This is a genomic window from Enterococcus sp. DIV1328a (genome assembly GCF_050536905.1).
GTDB lineage: Bacteria > Bacillota > Bacilli > Lactobacillales > Enterococcaceae > Enterococcus > Enterococcus faecalis.
In genome coordinates, this window is the sequence record NZ_CP172912.1 from 1634892 (window position 1) to 1653134 (window position 18243).

The 18243-nt window shown below is 36.7% G+C and carries 18 protein-coding genes; 5 read left to right on the forward strand and 13 right to left on the reverse strand.

The features are described from left to right. Positions 1-61: 61 nt before the first annotated feature. The 4 genes from IGL93_RS07900 to IGL93_RS07915 form a co-directional block, all read right to left on the reverse strand. Positions 62-502, reverse strand: a complete 441-nt coding sequence (locus IGL93_RS07900) for a hypothetical protein (RefSeq protein WP_025192696.1) — start codon at positions 500-502, stop codon at positions 62-64. Between the two features lie 69 nt (positions 503-571). Continuing rightward, the gene (locus tag IGL93_RS07905; RefSeq protein ID WP_002364151.1) at positions 572-1108 is read right to left on the reverse strand and encodes a GNAT family N-acetyltransferase; all 537 of its coding nucleotides are present in this window, start codon (positions 1106-1108) and stop codon (positions 572-574) included. A 69-nt stretch (positions 1109-1177) separates the two neighbouring features. Then, positions 1178-3883, reverse strand: a complete 2706-nt coding sequence (locus IGL93_RS07910) for a cation-translocating P-type ATPase (protein WP_010707395.1) — start codon at positions 3881-3883, stop codon at positions 1178-1180. Positions 3884-4200: 317 nt separating this feature from the next. After that, positions 4201-4851, reverse strand: a complete 651-nt coding sequence (locus IGL93_RS07915) for a YczE/YyaS/YitT family protein (protein ID WP_002385840.1) — start codon at positions 4849-4851, stop codon at positions 4201-4203. Positions 4852-4939: 88 nt separating this feature from the next. On the opposite strand from IGL93_RS07915, the gene yeiL reads away from it, so the two are divergent. The 3 genes from yeiL to IGL93_RS07930 all read left to right on the forward strand — a co-directional run bounded on the left by yeiL (position 4940) and on the right by IGL93_RS07930 (position 7363). Continuing rightward, positions 4940-5605 (forward strand): transcriptional regulator YeiL, encoded by a 666-nt coding sequence (gene yeiL / locus IGL93_RS07920; protein WP_002362037.1) that lies wholly within the window; start codon positions 4940-4942, stop codon positions 5603-5605. Between the two features lie 71 nt (positions 5606-5676). Further along, entirely contained in the window at positions 5677-6072 is a 396-nt protein-coding gene (locus IGL93_RS07925) for a DUF3224 domain-containing protein (RefSeq protein WP_010775944.1), read from the forward strand. 109 nt (positions 6073-6181) lie between these two features. Next, on the forward strand, positions 6182-7363 hold the full coding sequence (locus IGL93_RS07930) for a multidrug effflux MFS transporter (RefSeq protein ID WP_010775945.1): 1182 nt from the start codon (positions 6182-6184) through the stop codon (positions 7361-7363). Positions 7364-7400: 37 nt separating this feature from the next. Here the strand turns inward: IGL93_RS07930 and IGL93_RS07935 are convergent, their stop codons facing one another. Then, positions 7401-9236, reverse strand: a complete 1836-nt coding sequence (locus IGL93_RS07935; RefSeq protein ID WP_033625033.1) for an LTA synthase family protein — start codon at positions 9234-9236, stop codon at positions 7401-7403. Positions 9237-9444: 208 nt separating this feature from the next. Here IGL93_RS07935 and IGL93_RS07940 point away from each other — a divergent pair, with 208 nt between their 5' ends. Together IGL93_RS07940 and IGL93_RS07945 are read left to right on the forward strand one after the other, a co-directional pair. Further along, positions 9445-9594, forward strand: a complete 150-nt coding sequence (locus IGL93_RS07940; protein ID WP_002357118.1) for a hypothetical protein — start codon at positions 9445-9447, stop codon at positions 9592-9594. A gap of 150 nt (positions 9595-9744) precedes the next feature. After that, on the forward strand, positions 9745-10104 hold the full coding sequence (locus IGL93_RS07945; protein WP_002400669.1) for an iron chaperone: 360 nt from the start codon (positions 9745-9747) through the stop codon (positions 10102-10104). A gap of 199 nt (positions 10105-10303) precedes the next feature. On the opposite strand, the gene IGL93_RS07950 is transcribed toward IGL93_RS07945, so the two are convergent. The 8 genes from IGL93_RS07950 to IGL93_RS07985 form a co-directional block, all read right to left on the reverse strand. Beyond that, positions 10304-10654 (reverse strand): DUF2200 domain-containing protein, encoded by a 351-nt coding sequence (locus IGL93_RS07950; protein WP_010775947.1) that lies wholly within the window; start codon positions 10652-10654, stop codon positions 10304-10306. Positions 10655-10727: 73 nt separating this feature from the next. Continuing rightward, positions 10728-11732: an SIS domain-containing protein gene (locus tag IGL93_RS07955; RefSeq protein WP_002369188.1), complete on the reverse strand. Its 1005-nt coding sequence runs from the start codon at positions 11730-11732 to the stop codon at positions 10728-10730. After that, positions 11726-12802, reverse strand: coding sequence for an SIS domain-containing protein (locus IGL93_RS07960; protein ID WP_010713284.1), 1077 nt, complete (start codon positions 12800-12802; stop codon positions 11726-11728). The genes IGL93_RS07955 and IGL93_RS07960 overlap by 7 nt, the downstream gene beginning before the upstream one ends. Before the next feature lie 10 nt (positions 12803-12812). Beyond that, positions 12813-13646 carry a PTS system mannose/fructose/sorbose family transporter subunit IID gene (locus IGL93_RS07965; RefSeq protein ID WP_002384383.1) on the reverse strand — a complete coding sequence of 278 codons (834 nt, stop codon included), beginning with the start codon at positions 13644-13646 and terminating at the stop codon, positions 12813-12815. Then, on the reverse strand, positions 13627-14418 hold the full coding sequence (locus IGL93_RS07970; protein WP_002357107.1) for a PTS mannose/fructose/sorbose/N-acetylgalactosamine transporter subunit IIC: 792 nt from the start codon (positions 14416-14418) through the stop codon (positions 13627-13629). Before IGL93_RS07970 ends, IGL93_RS07965 begins: the two co-directional genes overlap by 20 nt. 15 nt (positions 14419-14433) lie before the next feature. Beyond that, entirely contained in the window at positions 14434-14904 is a 471-nt protein-coding gene (locus tag IGL93_RS07975) for a PTS sugar transporter subunit IIB (protein ID WP_002357106.1), read from the reverse strand. 11 nt (positions 14905-14915) lie between these two features. Continuing rightward, positions 14916-15335, reverse strand: coding sequence for a PTS sugar transporter subunit IIA (locus IGL93_RS07980; protein WP_002389037.1), 420 nt, complete (start codon positions 15333-15335; stop codon positions 14916-14918). A 71-nt stretch (positions 15336-15406) separates the two neighbouring features. Next, a complete protein-coding gene (locus IGL93_RS07985; protein WP_010707389.1) occupies positions 15407-18178 on the reverse strand; it encodes a sigma 54-interacting transcriptional regulator in 2772 nt (923 codons plus the stop codon). Positions 18179-18243 lie beyond the last annotated feature (65 nt).

The following is an 18243-nucleotide window of genomic DNA, read 5'->3' on the forward strand; positions in this document are numbered from 1 at the left end:
TTTTGTCCATAAAAAAGACATGAAAAAAATATTAAATTCGTTAGTTATTTTTATTAGTTTTTTATTTTTTCAAAAGAATGTTGCTCATTCGCGTAATGGCAAAGGTTAATTCATCCGTTGCTTGGTCTTGCTTTTCTTCTGAAGCGTTAAATAAATCTGCATCAATGCCTGTTTCTGGATCTGTTGCTAAAATCATTTCATTGCATCTTGCTACATATTCTGTATAAGCATGTTGAAATTTTTTGTGAATGCCAAGTACTTGTGGTGTTGGTTTTAATGTTCCGACTTTTTTGAGCATTAATTCATATTTTTCAGTACCTTCTTTAAATTTTGCTTGAATTTCTGCAATTCGTTCGGCTGTTAAATCATTCACTTTATTCTTATCGATCGCTTGACGAACTTCTTCGTAATATGGATTCATGACTTCGCCAATGTCTTCTGTTGTTTTAACGATATCATTAATTGTTTGAACGTAAAATCCTAAATTTGGTCTCATAACCATCCCTCTTTTCCCTTTTCTCTTTCACTCCATTTTACACTTTTTCTATTCCATCTGACAAGTGGCACTTTTTCAGTCTTCATTCTTTTGATTTTTAACAGAGAAAACATAGTGAGGCATCGTTTTGCCACGGTATGTTTTAATGTATCGATCCCTAACAAGCATCTGGTTTCGAATAGCGACATTCATAGAGGCTAAGTTCGTATCACGAATCGTTGAAATAACTTCTGGAAAATTTAATACATCGAATGCGTACTGTTTTGCCGCTGCGGCAGCTTCAATCGCATACCCTTTGTGCCATTCTTTCACACATAAATGATAACCAATTTCTGGATAGCTCTTACCTTTTACTAATTGATTGGTGAGACCACACTCGCCGATGACTTCGCCTGTTCGCTTCTTCTCTAACGCCCATAAGCCGTAGCCGTATTCTTGATAGGACTGTAAGTTCCACTTTAGCCAGTTTGCAACCTCTTCATCAGAAAAAGCGTGTTCATAGGCATACATCACATTTTCATCTTGCAAAAATTTTTTCAATTCCACTTCATCTTCCGACTGCCATTCTCTGACAATAAGTCGTTGTGTTTCGAAAATAATTTTCCGTTTCAAGCCCTTTCACTCCTTACATAAAGAAAAATTGACTGGTTTAAGTACCAGCCAATTTTCTTTTCTTATTTATTAAGCACCTTTACCTGCTTTACGTTGGAAGAACTTCACAATTTCCACAATTGGGATGATAGCAAAAGAAGTACCTGCTACAATTGCCCATTGATATGCATCTAAATGTGTAACGCTGAATAAATCATTAAATCCTGGAATAACAATCGTTGCAGCTAATAGCAAGAACGAAACAAGAATCCCATAGTTAAATGATTTGTTGCGGAATAAGCCAACTTTGAAAATTGATTGATAAATCGACTTCACATTAAAGGCATGGAACAATTGAATTAATCCCAAAGTAGCGAAGGCCATGGTTAAAGCATCGCCGTGTTGTAAATCATACAACGCTTGCGCCGATAAGTTTGTGTTAGCTGCGGTATGTGCTGGGAACATAATTGACATTTTGTACACAATCAAAGTCAATGCCCCTTGCGTAATCCCTTGGTAAACAACACTGCTTAAAACGCCGCCAGAGAAGAAGTTCGATTTTTTACCACGAGGTTCATGGCTCATCACATCACGTTCTGCTGGTTCCACACCTAACGCAATCGCTGGGAAAGTATCCGTTACTAAGTTAATCCACAATAAGTGAACAGGTAACAAGGTATCCCAATTGAGCATTGTTGCAATAAACAAGGTTAATACTTCCCCTAAGTTAGCTGAAAGTAAATATTGAATCGTTTTTTGGATATTTGAGAAAACTTTACGTCCTTCTTCTACTGCCACAATAATTGTTGAAAAGTTATCATCGGCAAGGACCATATCTGAAGCACCTTTTGATACTTCTGTTCCGGTAATCCCCATACCAATGCCGATGTCAGCAGCTTTTAAGGCTGGGGCATCATTTACGCCATCACCAGTCATCGCAACCACTTTTCCTTCTTGTTGCCACGCTTTAACAATCCGAACCTTGTGTTCTGGTGAAACACGAGCATAGACAGAGTAGTGTCCCACGACTTGTGCGAATTTTTCATCTGACAATTCATTTAATTCAGCGCCTGTAATGACTGCATCGTCGTCGCCTTCTTTGATGATGCCTAAACGTGCCGCAATTGCTTCTGCTGTATCACGGTGGTCACCCGTAATCATAATTGGACGAATACCCGCTTCTTTCGCGACTTTTACAGCATCTGCAGCTTCTTTTCTTTCTGGGTCAATCATACCGACTAAACCAGCAAATGTTAAATCTTTTTCCACAAGTTCAGAACTCATTTCGGCTGGAATCGTCTCAACATATTTATAAGCCATTCCTAAAACACGTAAGGCTTGTTTCGCTAATGAGGTGTTTGTTTTCAAAATTTCTTGACGTTTTGTTTCATCTAATGGACTTGTTTCTCCATTTGATAAGATTTCCGTACAACGTTTCAATAATTCATCTGGTGCACCTTTGACAGAAACTAGGAAGCCACCTGTTTTTAATTCATGAACAGTAGTCATTAATTTACGATCAGAGTCAAAAGGAATCTCTGCCACACGAGGTTCAGCTGCTACTTTTTCGGTTACGTTAAACGCATGATCTAAACCAAATTGTACTAAGGCAGTTTCTGTTGGGTCACCAATTAATGAACCATCTTGAGCGATTTTTGTATCATTCGTAAAGTTCATGATTTTTAAAGCCATATTATCGGTAGGGATTTCTGTGGAAGCAGATAAAACTTGACCATCTGTATACAACGCTTCAACGGTCATTTGATTTAAGGTTAGTGTACCTGTTTTATCTGAACAGATAATATCTGTACTTCCTAATGTTTCAACGGCTGGTAACTTACGGACAATCGCATTTTTCTTGGCCATTTTTTGGGTCCCTAAAGCCAAAATAATCGTGACAATCGCTGGTAATCCTTCTGGAATTGCCGCTACAGCTAACGAAATTGACGTTAATAACATGTCAATCCATGAACGACCATTCATCATTCCTACCACAAACATCACCGCTGCAATAACTAGAATGGCAATTGTTAACATTTTACCCAATTGGTTTAAGTTTTGTTTTAAAGGCGTTTCCGTTTCTTGTTCGCTTGCTAGCATGCCAGCAATTTTACCGACTTCTGTATTCATTCCTGTGCCAACCACAACGCCAAGACCACGTCCATACGTCACATTACTATTGGAATAAGCCATATTGATTCGGTCACCGATACCAATATCGGTACCCTCTAAGATGGTTACTTCTTTTTCAACTGGAACAGATTCACCGGTTAACGCTGCTTCTTCAATTTTTAAGCTATTCGCTTCCAATAAACGTAAATCGGCTGGAACGACATCCCCTGCTTCTAATAAAACAATGTCACCTGGCACTAATTCATCACTTTTAACAGTAATGACGTGTCCATCACGGCGAACATTCGCATTTGGTGAAGACATTTCTTTTAATGCTTCAATGGCTTGTTCCGCTTTAGCTTCTTGGATGACCCCAAAGATGGCGTTCAAGATAACAACCACTAAGATGATAATCGAGTCTACCACATCATGGGAAAAGACGGCTGAAATGACCGCTGCCGCTAATAAAACAATAATCATAAAATCTTTGAATTGCTCAAAGAATTTCACGGCAAGTGATTTTTTCTTCCCTTCATCTAGCACATTTTCCCCGTACGTTTCTAAACGCTTTTGAGCCTCCTGTGCACTTAATCCATCAGTTGTTGTGTTCATTTTCTCCAAAACAACTGTGTCGTCTTGTGCGTAAAATGCTTCAGACAATTGTGTTTTCTTTTCTTCTGACATGTTCTTCCTCCTCTATTTTTTGCAGCATCCTTCAAGTACTATTTTACATTTCATCAAAAATAAATGAAAAAAAATAGACTTGTGTATGCTACTTCGTCGAACATACATAAGTCTCACCGTTTAAGACAACACCAGAAATTGCTTTCGGAGTTGGTGATGTTGTCACAGCATAAATACTGTCAGTTACTCCCTCATGAAAAAACTATTTAACATTGATTGGAGAACCAATGTTATGAATAATTACTTAATTAGTATACCGTTTTCCACTCTTTTTTTCAAATAAAAGTTCTGCTCATTTGAAAAAAACTGAAATCCTTTCATTCGGATTCCAGTTTCTTGATTTGTATTCGTAAAATACGCTGTTGTCCCCGCTTTCTCGACCAACTAATAACCCAAGAAAGTAAGAAAAGACTAATCACGGTTCCTTCACGAACAAAAATCGGCAAATGATAACTAATGGACAATCCTAGTGCTAAACTGACACAAAAAATATCAACTAAATAACGATAAAACTGAAAACTATAGCGCGTTCTTTCAGAAATAAGTGTACAAAATTTTTCAATGGGAAATTGCAAAACACCTAGCGCAACTACCTGTCCTGTCCCAATTCCTGCTATGATTGTCCCTAAAATAAATAGAACAATTTTAACCAAATAATTTTGAAAAACAAGCGAACCAAATAATTGATATAAGAAAAAATTAATGACAAAACCAAAGCCAATTAACGCCACCAAAATAATCAAATAGTCCTGAATTTTACGCTGCTGATCTAACAACCAACACGTGCCTAAAAAAGCGAAATTGATAGCTGTGGTAACAGTTCCGACTTTTAAATGTGTAAGTGTTGCAAAGGTCACATTAAACGCATTAAAACTGCTAACCCCGATGCCTGCTTGAATTGTCAAACTGATGCCCAATGCACTAATTAAATAAAAAAGAAACGATAGTACAATTTTTTTCTTCCACATTATAAAAACTCCTCTACTCTTGATACGTCTATTATGTGCTACAATGGAAGAAACAAATAGGAGATATCTCCTATTATAAGGAGAAAAAATGCTTAAAACAGCCTACCAACGATCACCGAAACAAGAATTAGCTAAAAATACGCCTTTTTTTAATGAAACTGATTTAAAACACAGTTTTATTATCGATTTTGAAAATCAAGAATTCATTCATCACCAAGCAGAGCCATTAAATTATCTTTTTTATTTAATCAAAGGAAAAGCGAAAATTTTAAAAACAGAACGCAATGGCCGCCAATCCATTGTTCAGTTTTTAACGACAGGTGATTTAATTGGCGATTTAACATTAGTTCAAGCGGAAACGATAACCAAGGACGTTATCGCCTTAGGTGAAACCTGTTGTTTGGCTGTACCTTTAGCTTACGCAGAAACTGTTTTAAAAAACAAGGTACTTTTTATGCAGCAACTCAGCCATTATCTAGGGAAAAAAATGCTCCAACGGGTGGACCACTTTACAACGAATCAGACCTATGAACTAAGTTATCGGCTAGCGGAATTGCTATTGGTTGCCGCTAATCACGAAGATGTTTATAAAGAAAAACATACTGAGATTGCCGAATACTTAGGGGTTAGTTATCGCCATCTTATTTATACCTTCAAACAATTTCGAGAGCGCGGCTTTATTCAAAAACAAGGAACTGCTTATCACATCAACCGCTTAGCGTTACATTCTTTTGTGCAAAAAATGAAGAGTTAAAGTGGTGGATTGTTGACAAATAGTGCGCTTCCCGCTACCCTATTCTTATTAATAAGAAAGAAGGGACAGCAATGGAGCAAGCATCATTTACTGTATCTAGTTGGCAAGAACAACCGATTGACAATCTTAATGAAAATTTCCCAGTGAATCAAGCGACCGCTACTTATCAATTGTCAGGCGCCTTATCTGGGACAGCTTCTGTGGAATACTTAATGACTTATCAAGGCTCTTCAATGGCTGATGGGCTTGAAGCTGTGGCTCAAGTGGTCGGTTTCCTACATTTCGAAGGAACTTATTTAGGAAAAAAAGGCACCTTTACTGCTTGCGAAAAAGGGACGTTTACACAGGGTCTTTTAGACTGCCCAGGTGAACTATTTCAAGCATCAGGTGAGCTTGCCGGTTTATCCGGTCGCTACACTTATGAATTTAGTCAAGAAGAAGCGCTTCTTCATTTAGACTTTGTATAATAAAAAATTTCAAGGAAAGTTGGTGACATTATTTTACTTATTTTAAATTTGGCGGTTGTAAAAGACAATGGGTGTTTTTGATTAGATTAAACTTTTAAGGAGAAAAATCATGAAAAACACCCGAAACACCGTCCCATCATTACTAATTATTATTTTGCTTGTGGGATTTCCACAAATCAGCGAGTCGATTTTCACACCTATTTTACCAGCGCTGAGTTCTGCTTTTAACATTCACGATAGCGTGGCACAATTAACCATGAGTATTTATTTTGTTGCCTTTGCCGTTGGCGTTTTATTCTGGGGAATTCTATCCGATACGATTGGACGTCGCCCAGCTATGCTATTAGGAATTTTATGCTATTTAATTGGAAATATTGGCCTTTTTTTGAGTCCGACATTTCCTTGGCTGTTATTCTTCCGTTTAATTCAAGCATTTGGTGCAAGCGTTGGTTCTGTTATTACTCAATCGATGATGCGGGAAAGCTTTAACGATCTTCAAAGAGGGAAAATTTTTGCTCAAACAAGCGCTGCCCTATCGCTATCTCCTGCCATCGGACCCTTAGTCGGCGGACTTGTTCAAACCTATTTTGGCTATCAGCATGTCTTTAGCACCTTAATTGTCATGGCTGTTCTATTACTTTTCTATAGTTTTTATCGTTTACCAGAAACCTTTCACTTAGGAAATACCTTAACGAAAGCGCCTTTTTGGTCCGTGGCGAAACGCCTTTCCTTCGACTCGAAAGTTTGGTGCTACGGCTTATTGATTGGGGGCATTAATGGTTTATTGTTTAGCTACTATGCAGAAGCTCCGTTTATTTTCATCAATCACTTTGGCTTTAGCAGTGTCCAATATGGCTTTCTTGGTTTAGTTTTAGCTGTGTCTAGTATTCTTGCTGCATTTCTTATCAATTGGTTGCTAGGATATTGGTCAGCGGAAAAAATTGCCTTTGCTGGTTTGCTGCTAAGTATCTTTGCGGCTTGCTGTTTATTAATAATGACACAATTTGAATCAATCATTGGTCTTATTTTGTTTATTTTTCTCTTTTTCTTAGGGATTAATATTACTTTGCCCAATGCCTTAAGTATGGCCTTAAAAGGCTATGAATCTGTAATTGGTACTGCCAGTGGAATTTTTAGTTTTGTCTATTACTTGTTTGTTAGTTTCTTTACCTATTTGATTAGTTACTTTCACAATGGTACCATTTGGGTCTTACCGCTTTACTTTTTAAGTTTTGCTTGTCTGTTAGCTTTCAGCTATTATGTCATTGTTTATCGTAAAACTTTAAAATAAAAAATCAAGAAACACACGAATATTTCGTGTGTTTTTTTTAGCTAAAAAATTGATTTTCTAAACTATATTGCTTCCCTGAAACAATGTCATATTGAATCAGTCGGTATTCCTCATATAGTTGTTCTTGCTTTTTATTCATTTCTACTGTTTTTTTCCATTCCCCACCGAGATAGTAATTCCCCTTTTCAAAAGCAGGCAATTGTCCTTGTACCTCATTTAACATAGCGTAAAATCCCGATTGCGGTAAACCGCTTTGTTGGAAAAGTGAGGGAGCAAAATAAAATGGACTAATAGTTGCTTGATGCTGATTTTTTTCTATTAACTGGTTCGCCGTATCATACATTAGAAATTCTGTCTGGTGAAGGGCTGCCCCTTCATTCAACGCTTGAATGTTTTCATCATAAATACTTGGTAAGTGATCTCCCCAAAAAACGACTAATGTGCGTTTGGGCATTTTTTCGATTTCTTGTAGGAAATTTTTCAAAGCTTCGCTACTGTAGGCAATATCTTGCAAGTAATTATTGAGCGCGACTTGATTGCCGTTTCCTTGAGAAAAATAATTGGACGTTGTGTATTTATTTTCATAGGGCATATGTGTTTGCATAGTAACTAAATGAATGAATTGCGGTTGCTCTTTTTCTTTAAGCAGTGTCGTCACTTCCTGATACGCTGCTTGATCTGAAATGTAAGGATTATTTTCTAGTTTATCCGTATAGTTCATTGTTTTTTCATTGATAAATTGATCAAAACCTAAAATTTTATACACATCTTTTCGTTTATACATAGATGTATTGTACGGATGAATAGCCGTTGTTTGGTACTTTTGTTCCTTAAGTAATGAAACAATGGAAGGCAATTCCGTCATCTTAGGAATCATCATCGTATAAGGTGTAGTCATTTGGGCATTCATTAATTCCATCGAAAAACTTGTTAGGGCTTCAAATTCAATATTCGCAGTTCCGCCCCCGTAGTTTTGTGAAAGCATCTGGCCACTGTAAGTTTTATCAGCGATTTGCTGATAATCAGCTAAAGGGTTACCAATAATGGACAAACCTTTCAGATGATCTGGATTTGAAAAACTTTCACTCATGACAAACACAATATTGGGTTGCTCATTGCTCGGCACTGTTTTCGCCTCGGCCAACTTTTGATATTTCTGAGTAATTTCTGAAATAGCTTCTTTTGAATAACCCTTTGGTTGGTCCATAGCCTCTACTTTTAAATTATATAGAAAACCACCAATAAATCCTGTATTGTAGTAATTCATTTTTTGGCTGTAAGGAATCCATAACGCGGTTTTATTATAGGCTTTACGTAACAAATTTTGCGGATTGTTAAAATCACCAATATATGAAAATAGACCAATCGAAAGAACAAGACTTAACACACGAATCGTTTGTTTTTTCTTCGATAAAAAGAAACTTTTATAAAAGGCTTTTCCTAAGAAAAAAAGTGCTACACAACCTAACGCTACCACAAAAATAAACGGCCATAAACCAACCATTTCTTTTAATAAACTAACTTCTGTGATCATTTTTAAGTCGTCTGGGTAAATAGGTTCGACACGATAAAACATCTTTTGATAGTCCGCAAATCCTAAAACACCTATTATGACACTATATAAAAGAGCGCCAACTCCTAATGAACCTGCCAAACTACATAAAAAAAGTAAAAAAACGCTTAGCACAAAACAACCTAAGAAAAACTTTTCCGTATGCCACGAAAAAGCAAACTTGAAGGCTAAATCAACAGACAAGTTATTCTGACACCATTGCAAATATAAATTACTAAAAATAATTAATAAGATGAACCCGATTCCATACAAAAGGTAGCGGTAGGGCCGTCGTCTAAATTTCTCAACTCTCTTTTTCACATCGATCTCCTATTCAAAAACTAGTAATGTATTTATTTTATGCTTCTTGAAAAAGAATGTAAAGAAGTAGCTAGCAAAGAAGTCTAAGGAATGGTAAAGAAAAAATGTTATTTGTTGCAAAAATAATTTTCCAGTGGTATAGTAACAATGGAATTTCGTTATCAGTTATCGTCGCCTTTTTAGAGTACTTTATGAAAGGAGAATAACTATGACTTACAAAGTAAAAAACATTCAATACCGTATTCAATTAGACACAGACAAAAATATTTTCATTGTTTTCGATGCAAAAAATGAAAGTAAAACAGCAACTGGTCACACAATTGAAGAAGCAATTGCACACTTAAAACAATTAAACTAAGGAGTGACAAACATTTCCATGCAAGACCCTTTAGGTAGTTATTTAAGCTAAAAGCCGTTTAGTAAAGAAAAAATACTAGACGGTTTTTTTGTATCCTCTTCGCCTTTTATTTTTTACATAGTATACTGAAACAAACGAAGGTGTTTTTAGATGACCATCATTGCAAACTATATACGCCAGCAATCCCAACATCAAACACAGTTAACAGAAATCTACCAAGCAATTTTAGCGGTTGTTCCTCAGGAGACTACTGAAAAAATTGCTTATGGAATGCCGACCTTTTACTTAAATGGCAATTTAGTGCATTTTGCGGCGGCCAAGCAACATTTAGGTTTCTATCCTACGCCATCAGCCATCCAACGTTTCAGCAAAGAATTACGCCCTTTTAAAACCTCGAAAGGTGCCATTCAATTTCCCTACACGCAAGAGTTACCTCTTTCGTTAATACAGGAAATAGTTAAATTCCGTGTACAAGAAAACATGAAGAGCGTGGGACAAAAATCACTTTGAATTTTTGTCCCACGCTCAAAAACTGATAAACGGCGGGAACAGAAGCAACTCCTTCGGAAATAAGCCGAAATTCTCCAAAAATTAAAGAACAATTTTCGGAAATTCCTTCTTATTGCTGAGAAACACTATTTGCAAAGCAAATAGATGTTAAACAGTACCTACTTGGTTCTCGGAGTTAAACACTTCTGTCCCGACCTCTTCATGTTCTTAAAATTTTTTCCATCGCTTTTCCCTTGGCCAATTCGTCGATTAATTTATCTAGGTAACGGATTTTTTGCATTAAAGGATCTTCAATTTCTTCCACGCGATAGCCACAAATTACGCCTTTGATCAATTGGGCGTTTTCATTAAAATTGGGTGCTTCTTCAAAAAATGTTTCCATCGTTACTTTTTGAGCCAATTGTTGTTGCAAGCCTTTTTCATCATAACCAGTTAACCAGTAAATAATTTCGTCAACCTCCGCTTGCGTTCGATTTTTACGTTCTGCTTTTTGGATGTATAGCGGGTAAACACTGGCAAAGGTCACTGTATAGATTTTCGGTTTTGTCATTGGTTTTCCTACTTTCTGAAGTATTCTCTCTTCAGTCTACCACAGGCTTGCTGGAAAAAGAGGCTATTTTGTCTTAGTAATCAAATTGACGATAATAACGACGAATCTCTAATGGGTGACAATTTAATTTTTCTACATGCGCATCAATGCGTTGCGTTACCGCATGCATTAGGAGAAATGAAACAACTCGGCCACGATATTTTTCACTAATTCCTGGAAGTTCATACGCTTTCGAATCAATAATTGTATAATTGGCACAGATTTTCGGCAATAATTTTGCTACTCGTTCTGCCAACGGTCGCTGCTCGTCTTCTCCAATAAACAACGTTACTGGCGTAGTTTCATCTACAATTTCTAGCGTTCCATGTAAGAACTCTGCTGCATGAATTGATTTTGAACGAAGCCAACTTTGCTCTTCCCAATAGCACATTGCATAAGAATAGACCGCTCCCCATTGGTTTCCTGCGCCAATAAAATAGTGAATGCTATCATGACGATGTTTTTCCGCAAAAGCTAAGCCAAACGCATCGGCACTTTTTTCGGCTTCAGCTAAACCTGTAGGCAAATATTCTTCCAATTCTTGGTAATAATTTTCGTAATCTGTAAATTCGTTGTTTTTTTGCATTAAACGATCAGCTACCATAAAGAACTTGATTTGCTCAGTTCCTGGAGCTGGATAAGTCACCACATAATCACATAAATCTGCTAAAAGACTGTCTTTTGCATCGATAAAACCAAATAACGTTGCGCCGACCTTTTTGATTTCTTGAACGGCTTGCACCACTTCTTGTGTTGTCCCAGTAACGGAAGACAAGATGACGAATGATTTTTCTGTTAAACGTTTATTGCCTGTTGTGTAATACTCAGCAGCATGTTGAACATAGATTGGTAAATTACTTTTTCCATTCGCATAAGTAACTGCTTGCATGGCTGAAGCATAAGTACCGCCGATTCCTAAATAATAGACCGCATCAAATCCTTTCGTCCAAACTTGATCAACAACTTTTTCAACATCTGAACGCAAGGCTAAGGCACCTCGTATGTCTTTGATTTGTTGTTCTTCATTAAATTTTAACATGGCTGATCTCCCTCTTTCTTTGCTATTTTACTTTTTAGGACACAATCAAAATCATCAAAAATCCGTTGAGATAAATCAATTCCTTTACTTGTAGCTACTTGATACGCCAAATATTGAAATGGAATAACTAATAATAAAGGACTAATTTTTTCTTCGACATCACTTGCTAACTCTAACGTATTTAATGCTCTCGTTGAACGCGTTGTAATTGTGTAACATTGGCCAACATAACTGGCTAGATAGTTTTTCAAGGCTTGGCTACGTGCTTGAATAGGACTTTGATTTTCAATAAAAAACAAAAGATGTGTAGTATCCGCTTCAAGATAAGGCCCATGCATATAGGCTTCGACTTCAAATCCTTGGGAAGGTAAGCGAACTGTTTCTGTAAACTTCGTCTCAAACTCTTTTGCCGTACCAATATTAGGCCCATAACCAATTGCGATAAATCTTGTCCCCTCTGTTAATTCTTTTTTCGTTTTTTGCCAAAATTGTTCGGTTTTATAAATCACCGAATCGATTTCCTGAATTGCTTTGGCAAGTTTTGCTAATTCTTCTTCAACCTCTACTTTTGTTAATTGATGCTTTTGATAGCCCAGTTTCAAACCAAATAGAAATAAATTTAAAAGTGTTGCCGTATAGCCTTTTGTGACAAAACCAACTGTTTCAAGCCCCATTTTTAAATCCAGGACTTCATCCACAACCTCCGTAATCGGGCTGGTGACATCACTTGTCAAGGCCACTGTTTTTACAGACGTTTGGTTTTTAATTTTTGCAATGGCATCAATTGTTGAAGCACTTTTACCACTTTGCGAAACCGCTACGACCAGATCAAACCGATCATCCACTTTGCCATAATGAGCAAAATTGAACGGCTCTTGGATTTCCACATAAATAGGCGCCACTTCTTCAAGGTAAACTTTAGCCGCCTGACAAGCATTATGTGACGAGCCAGTTGCTAAAATTAGACAGTGCGTGACCTTTGAAACGTCTGTATCAGTTAATTGAAATTGGTTAAGAATCTGAGTTAGGGCTACTTGCTCCTCATTTATATAATCCAGCATCGTTTTCATATTTTGCCTCCTAAAATAGACCAATTAATGAGCCAAGAATTCCGACAATTGCCATGCCACCTAAAATCGCTAAAGGTTTTACTTCTTTTTTCAATAAATAAAAAACAAAACCAAAGGATGCAAGCGGTAATAATTTAGGCATGATATCGTCAAAGATACTTTGAACCGTGACTGCATTTTTGCCACTTCCGCTGATTGTAATCGGGATAGTTAAATCAATCATGGAGGCGGTCATAGCACCTACCACCATCAAGCCAATTATTGAAGCGCCTAATGTGAGACTTTCCATCATGCCATTTGCTTGAATTTTTTTGAGAAAACCAGTTCCTAATTTATAGCCCCAACGATTCAGTAAATAACGAACAATCACATGGGGGACGTTAAAAATGAGTAAAAATAGAATTGGCCCTAACACATTCCCTTGTAAAGCTAACGAAGTTCCAACACCTGTTGCAATCAAGCGTAAGGTTCCCCAGAAAAAGGAATCACCTAAACCAGCTAAAGGTCCCATTAACGAGGTTTTAATACTATCGATTGTTCCAACTTCAAAATTTTCGTCCAGAACATTTTCTTCTTCCATTGCAGCATTAATTCCTAAAATAAACGTCACGATATGCGGCGTGGTATTAAAGAAAGCAAGATGCCGTTTTAAAGCTGCCGCCATCTCTTCTTTTTGAGGATATAATTTCTTTAAAATAGGGATCATGGCATAGACATAAGCCATATTCATCTGACGTTCATAATTCCATGAAAATTCCATTTGGAATGAACGCCAAAAGACTTGATTAAGTTCTTTTTTTGTAATTAAGTTTTCTGTCTTAGTTTTAGAAGTCTTCGTCATCATCAATTACCTCCCCACTTGTTGTTTGTATTGTTTCATTCTTTCCTTTGGCATAATTCATGATATTCACAACAATTACTGCTGTAATGGCACCCAAAATTGCTACTCCTGTTACAGGTAACTTAAAGTAGGCCATTAAGACGAAGCCTAAAAAGAAATATGGCGCTACTTGTTTGTTAATCAGTAAGCGTGCAAGCATCGCAAATCCTAGCGCTGGAATAATCCCCGTTGCAACAGACAACCCATGTTGAATAAATTCAGGGATCAGATCAAGTAAGCCTTTAATGGTGTTGCTGCCCACGGCAAATGAAATAGTTACAATGAGCGCTAGCATGAACGATAAGCCAAAGCCTGCAAGTAAATGCATGCGCTCCACCCCTTTATATGCTCCTTCTTCAGCATACTGATCAGCTTTTTGACTCATGATTGGGATGAGCAAACCCAAATAAATATTTTTAAGAATCAACGTTAACGTTGCGATTGGCAAGCCTAAGACTAAGGCTGTTTCTGTTCCTGCGCCAGCAGTAATAGCAAACGCTGTACCAAGAATCCCACCAGTCACTACATCAGGTGGGATTGATGCGCCCACTGAAAAAGAACCGATGAAAGCTAACTCTAAGGTCGCGCCCATGATTACGCCCGTTTTGACATCACCTAATACAATTCCGACAAATAAACCGGTTACAATTGGTCTTGAAAGCAACGAGGTTCCTAAAGCATATTCCGACTGCGCAATAAAAGCGATGCAACCTAAAAGAATCGCTTGTCCTATCATTTTTATTTCTCCTTTCTACAAGACATTTAATGCTGCTACTTTTTTGTCATTTGGGACTTGTCGAATTTCAACTTCACAACCATTTGCGACCAATTCTTTAACCATTTTTTCTTCATCCGGTGTGATATTAATTGCTTTAGAAATGTTTCGAGTATTTTCCCTTACTTTCATCCCTCCTAAGTTAATTTCTTTTATTTCTGGATAAGCAGTAGCCAATCGATAAGCATCTTCCACACTCTCAACTACAATAAAAAGTTTGTATTTTTCTGTAACACCACTTTTTAGTGCGGCAATCGCATCTTCAATCGTTTTAATGACCAGTTTTACTCCTGCTGGCTTAGCTAGCTTAATGGTTGTTTTTCGAATATCATTTTTAGGTACGTCATCATTTGCGATTAAAATACAATCGGCGCCTAAGCCTTGGGTCCATGAAAAAGCCACTTGACCATGTAACAATCGATGATCGACTCTTAACAATTTAATCATTTCATTTCCTCCTAAAATTCTTCTTCTAAAATTTCTTTACTAGATAACTCATTACAATAACAAAGACTTTCTTGTCCGTTTTCAACGGCACGTTTTACTAAATCAACTAATGAATCAACAGTATTTATTTGGGTATATATTTCAATTAATGTTGCTAAATTTAATCCTGAAATTAAATGCATTGCTTGTTTCCCCACATAATTAAAGAATTCGTTATTCACGCTTCCGCCAAATAGGTCTGTAATCACAATTAATTCATTTTGTTGATTGTTCTTTAAAATGTCTTTGACCGTCTTGGCTAAATCATAAGGTTGTTCCATATAAGCGCAAAGACATTCCACATTCTTTGTTTCACCACAAATTAAAGCTAATGATGTCTGAATCCCTGCAGCGAAATTACCATGTGTTGCCAGAATAATTTTACGTTCCATTTTCTTCACCTCACTTACTTCTTTATATAGCAAAAAGAGTGCCAAAAAAGTGGCACTCCCTCCTTTTTATTTTAAAAATCGCTTTCTGCGTTGTTAAACTCCGTTTTTCCAAACAACACATCATAGACATAAAAAAGCTCCGATTCAGGTATATTGACACTATAAACTTTTTCAATGACACTAAACGCCTCTTTTAACTCTTGCAAGACCGTTCTTTGACACTGCTTTAATTGTTCGGCGCCATTATAATTTTCAATAGGTTCATTCCGGATTAATCGTTCAATTAAACAACTGACATGGACATATACCGCTAATTTACGATCATTTTGAATTGTTTGTTGCCACCGCTCTTCTAATTGAATTAAAAAGACTTCTACTTGTCGAATAATTTTTTCTGTATCTAAAATCGTCACTGATTGAATGACCCGATCTAATGAAAAGTTACGAATCAACTCATGATTTACATAGGACAGCATATCTTTAGTTAATTCTCTCTTTGTCCATTCTAAAAGGGTCGTAATTCCTTTTCCTGCAATCAACTCTTCTAAAGAGATATACGGGAGGTCATTTGAAGACGGGTTGTTTGTACCGATGATGCCGACAATCTCATATTCTGGAAAACTTTCTTTGATCGACTCTGCATTACGTAATTGATTATACTCACAAGGAATAATCTTTAATTGTGCTTCCGCAGGTAAACTTTTTTCAAGTAAATCTCTAATTTTAACGGCTGTGCCAATTCCGGTACTACACGTTGTTAAAATGACACGTTCCGTTTTATTTTCAGGTAATATGATTTCCCATTCATTTGGATGAACCGTTAACGCTTTTTGGGGCAATTCTTCAAAAGAAACTTCGTCTTTAATGGCTTCTCCTATAGACAGAGCCAAGCTTGTTGTCACATTATTCATTAATAAAAAAGGACCTTCTTCTTCTGCCGGAAAATACTGATAAATTTCTTTCAATGAACCCATATCAAAAAGAATTACTAAACCATTCCTCGTTTCTTGACGTTCCATATAGTGAATTAAGTGTTCGGAAATTTTTTTGGGAGTAACATCTAACGGCATGTCAAACGATTGAAAAATTGGCACATCTAACAGCCGATTTGCAACATTCGCAATACTACTTGCTGTGGCATATCCGTGGGCAACAATCACCGCTTTCGGATAGTGACTTTCCTTTACTGAACCCGAATAGTGAAGATAAATGGTGACAATAATTCGATCCATCTGGGATAGTTCAATATCTAATGAACGTTTCACTAAAGTTAACAGTTGTTCAGCGTAGCCATAACTAGTTGCTAATTTAGTTTGAACTTCTGTTAAAAGTTCGTCAATGACTGTTGTAGGTTCTTTTTCTGGAAACCAATCAATACATCTTCGTTGAAACAGATAGGTGCTTAATGCATAGACTAAACTGCCATTAAACCGAATTTGATAAGACGATTCAATCGTTTCCAATAATTGACGGATATTTTGCGTAATAAACAATAACATTTCGTGATTTTTCTCTCGCTTCTTTTCAAATAATAAATCATCGAATAAGCGTTCAATTTCTTTCGAGATGTCGTTATTAGCAGTGGAAAGATGATGATGGTGAGAGACATAAAGACGAAGGATTCGTTCATAACTCTGGATAATTTTTCTTTGCGCAAGCTCTGTTTCCTCTAACAAACTAACCAGATTTGTTTGCTCATCTAAACGAATAGGCAATTCATTTTCATCAGGAGCTAGTCTGATCGATTGATCCAGAAATTCTTTCGGTAGATCGTGCAAAGTGATTGGAATAACACGTTTATCAAGATTGGCGGCAAAGCTGCGTGCAGTAATAATTTTTATATTATTTCTTAATTCACCTACATTGCCTACATAATGGTGATTTTCTAAAAGTTGGATAACTTGTGGCGTGATAGTAACTGCTTTTTGAATAGCTTGCTGTTCCTCATAAAATGCTCGCATAATTAATTGTTTTCTTTCCGCTTGAGTGCGTTCAGCAAGACTTGGGATTTTAATTTGAATAGGAATTCGTCTTAAAAATGTCGTTAAAAAGGTGCTAGAAATTTCTTCAGTTGTGGCAAAGCACAACCGACACGTAACAGGAATGGGCCGATTGGTTTCACCCATCCGATAAATGATACCCTGATCTAAAAATGTAAACAATTTTTCCTGCCCTTCAGGACTCAAACGATGAACTTCATCTAAAAATAAAACGCCCCCTTCTGCACTTTGAAAGGCCCCAATTTTATCGGAATCTGCTCCCGTAAAAGCGCCTTTAAGATGCCCAAATAATTGACTAGTTAAAAGCTCTGGATTGTTGGCATATTGCGCACAATTAACTGTCACAAAAGGTGCTGAATCGTCAAGTAGTTCTTTTGAAAGACAAAACTGATAATATAAGGATGCTAAAAAACTTTTACCCGTACCACTTTCACCTGTAATTAAGACAGGCAATCCACCGCCAGGATAAAGCGCTGCCATTTTTAATTGTTCGATGGTCTGAGCTAAACTACCGCGATAACCAATGACCGACTGAAAAAAATCACTTTTGCGATCAAAAACAGGCTGTTCATCGATCATTTCTTGGAAACTTTGATAAACAGTTCTTTTTAAAAGATAGTTTTGTTGTTGAAACGCTTCTTTATGAAAAAAGTAAACTGGTCGTGTATTGATCTTAACTAGAATCCCTTCTTCGTTTAACTGATTTAAATAGTGACTAGCTGTATTTCGTTTGATAGAAAATGTCGTTGCAATATTGCTTGCTGTGAAAATTTCACTGACTAAAGATGGTTCAAAAAAAGCTGTTTGATTGCGTAAATAATCAACAATTTGCATTTTTAACATAAAATCACCTCTCATTTATCATAACGTACCTAAAAAAAACGTCAATATTCAAAATTTCTTTTGTT

Bases quoted from the DNA above. Each gene is read 5' to 3' on its own strand.
- IGL93_RS07970 (WP_002357107.1), bottom strand. From the start codon at position 14,418: ATGATAGGACAAGCGATTCTTTTAGGTTGCATCGCTTTTATTGCGCAG.
- IGL93_RS07975 (WP_002357106.1), bottom strand. From the start codon at position 14,904: ATGATTAAATTGTTAAGAGTCGATCATCGATTGTTACATGGTCAAGTG.
- IGL93_RS07945 (WP_002400669.1), top strand. From the start codon at position 9,745: ATGACCATCATTGCAAACTATATACGCCAGCAATCCCAACATCAAACA.
- IGL93_RS07910 (WP_010707395.1), bottom strand. From the start codon at position 3,883: ATGTCAGAAGAAAAGAAAACACAATTGTCTGAAGCATTTTACGCACAA.
- IGL93_RS07900 (WP_025192696.1), bottom strand. From the start codon at position 502: ATGGTTATGAGACCAAATTTAGGATTTTACGTTCAAACAATTAATGAT.
- IGL93_RS07960 (WP_010713284.1), bottom strand. From the start codon at position 12,802: ATGAAAACGATGCTGGATTATATAAATGAGGAGCAAGTAGCCCTAACT.
- yeiL (WP_002362037.1), top strand. From the start codon at position 4,940: ATGCTTAAAACAGCCTACCAACGATCACCGAAACAAGAATTAGCTAAA.
- IGL93_RS07940 (WP_002357118.1), top strand. From the start codon at position 9,445: ATGACTTACAAAGTAAAAAACATTCAATACCGTATTCAATTAGACACA.
- IGL93_RS07930 (WP_010775945.1), top strand. From the start codon at position 6,182: ATGAAAAACACCCGAAACACCGTCCCATCATTACTAATTATTATTTTG.
- IGL93_RS07950 (WP_010775947.1), bottom strand. From the start codon at position 10,654: ATGACAAAACCGAAAATCTATACAGTGACCTTTGCCAGTGTTTACCCG.
- IGL93_RS07980 (WP_002389037.1), bottom strand. From the start codon at position 15,335: ATGGAACGTAAAATTATTCTGGCAACACATGGTAATTTCGCTGCAGGG.
- IGL93_RS07915 (WP_002385840.1), bottom strand. From the start codon at position 4,851: ATGTGGAAGAAAAAAATTGTACTATCGTTTCTTTTTTATTTAATTAGT.
- IGL93_RS07985 (WP_010707389.1), bottom strand. From the start codon at position 18,178: ATGTTAAAAATGCAAATTGTTGATTATTTACGCAATCAAACAGCTTTT.
- IGL93_RS07965 (WP_002384383.1), bottom strand. From the start codon at position 13,646: ATGATGACGAAGACTTCTAAAACTAAGACAGAAAACTTAATTACAAAA.
- IGL93_RS07925 (WP_010775944.1), top strand. From the start codon at position 5,677: ATGGAGCAAGCATCATTTACTGTATCTAGTTGGCAAGAACAACCGATT.
- IGL93_RS07955 (WP_002369188.1), bottom strand. From the start codon at position 11,732: ATGTTAAAATTTAATGAAGAACAACAAATCAAAGACATACGAGGTGCC.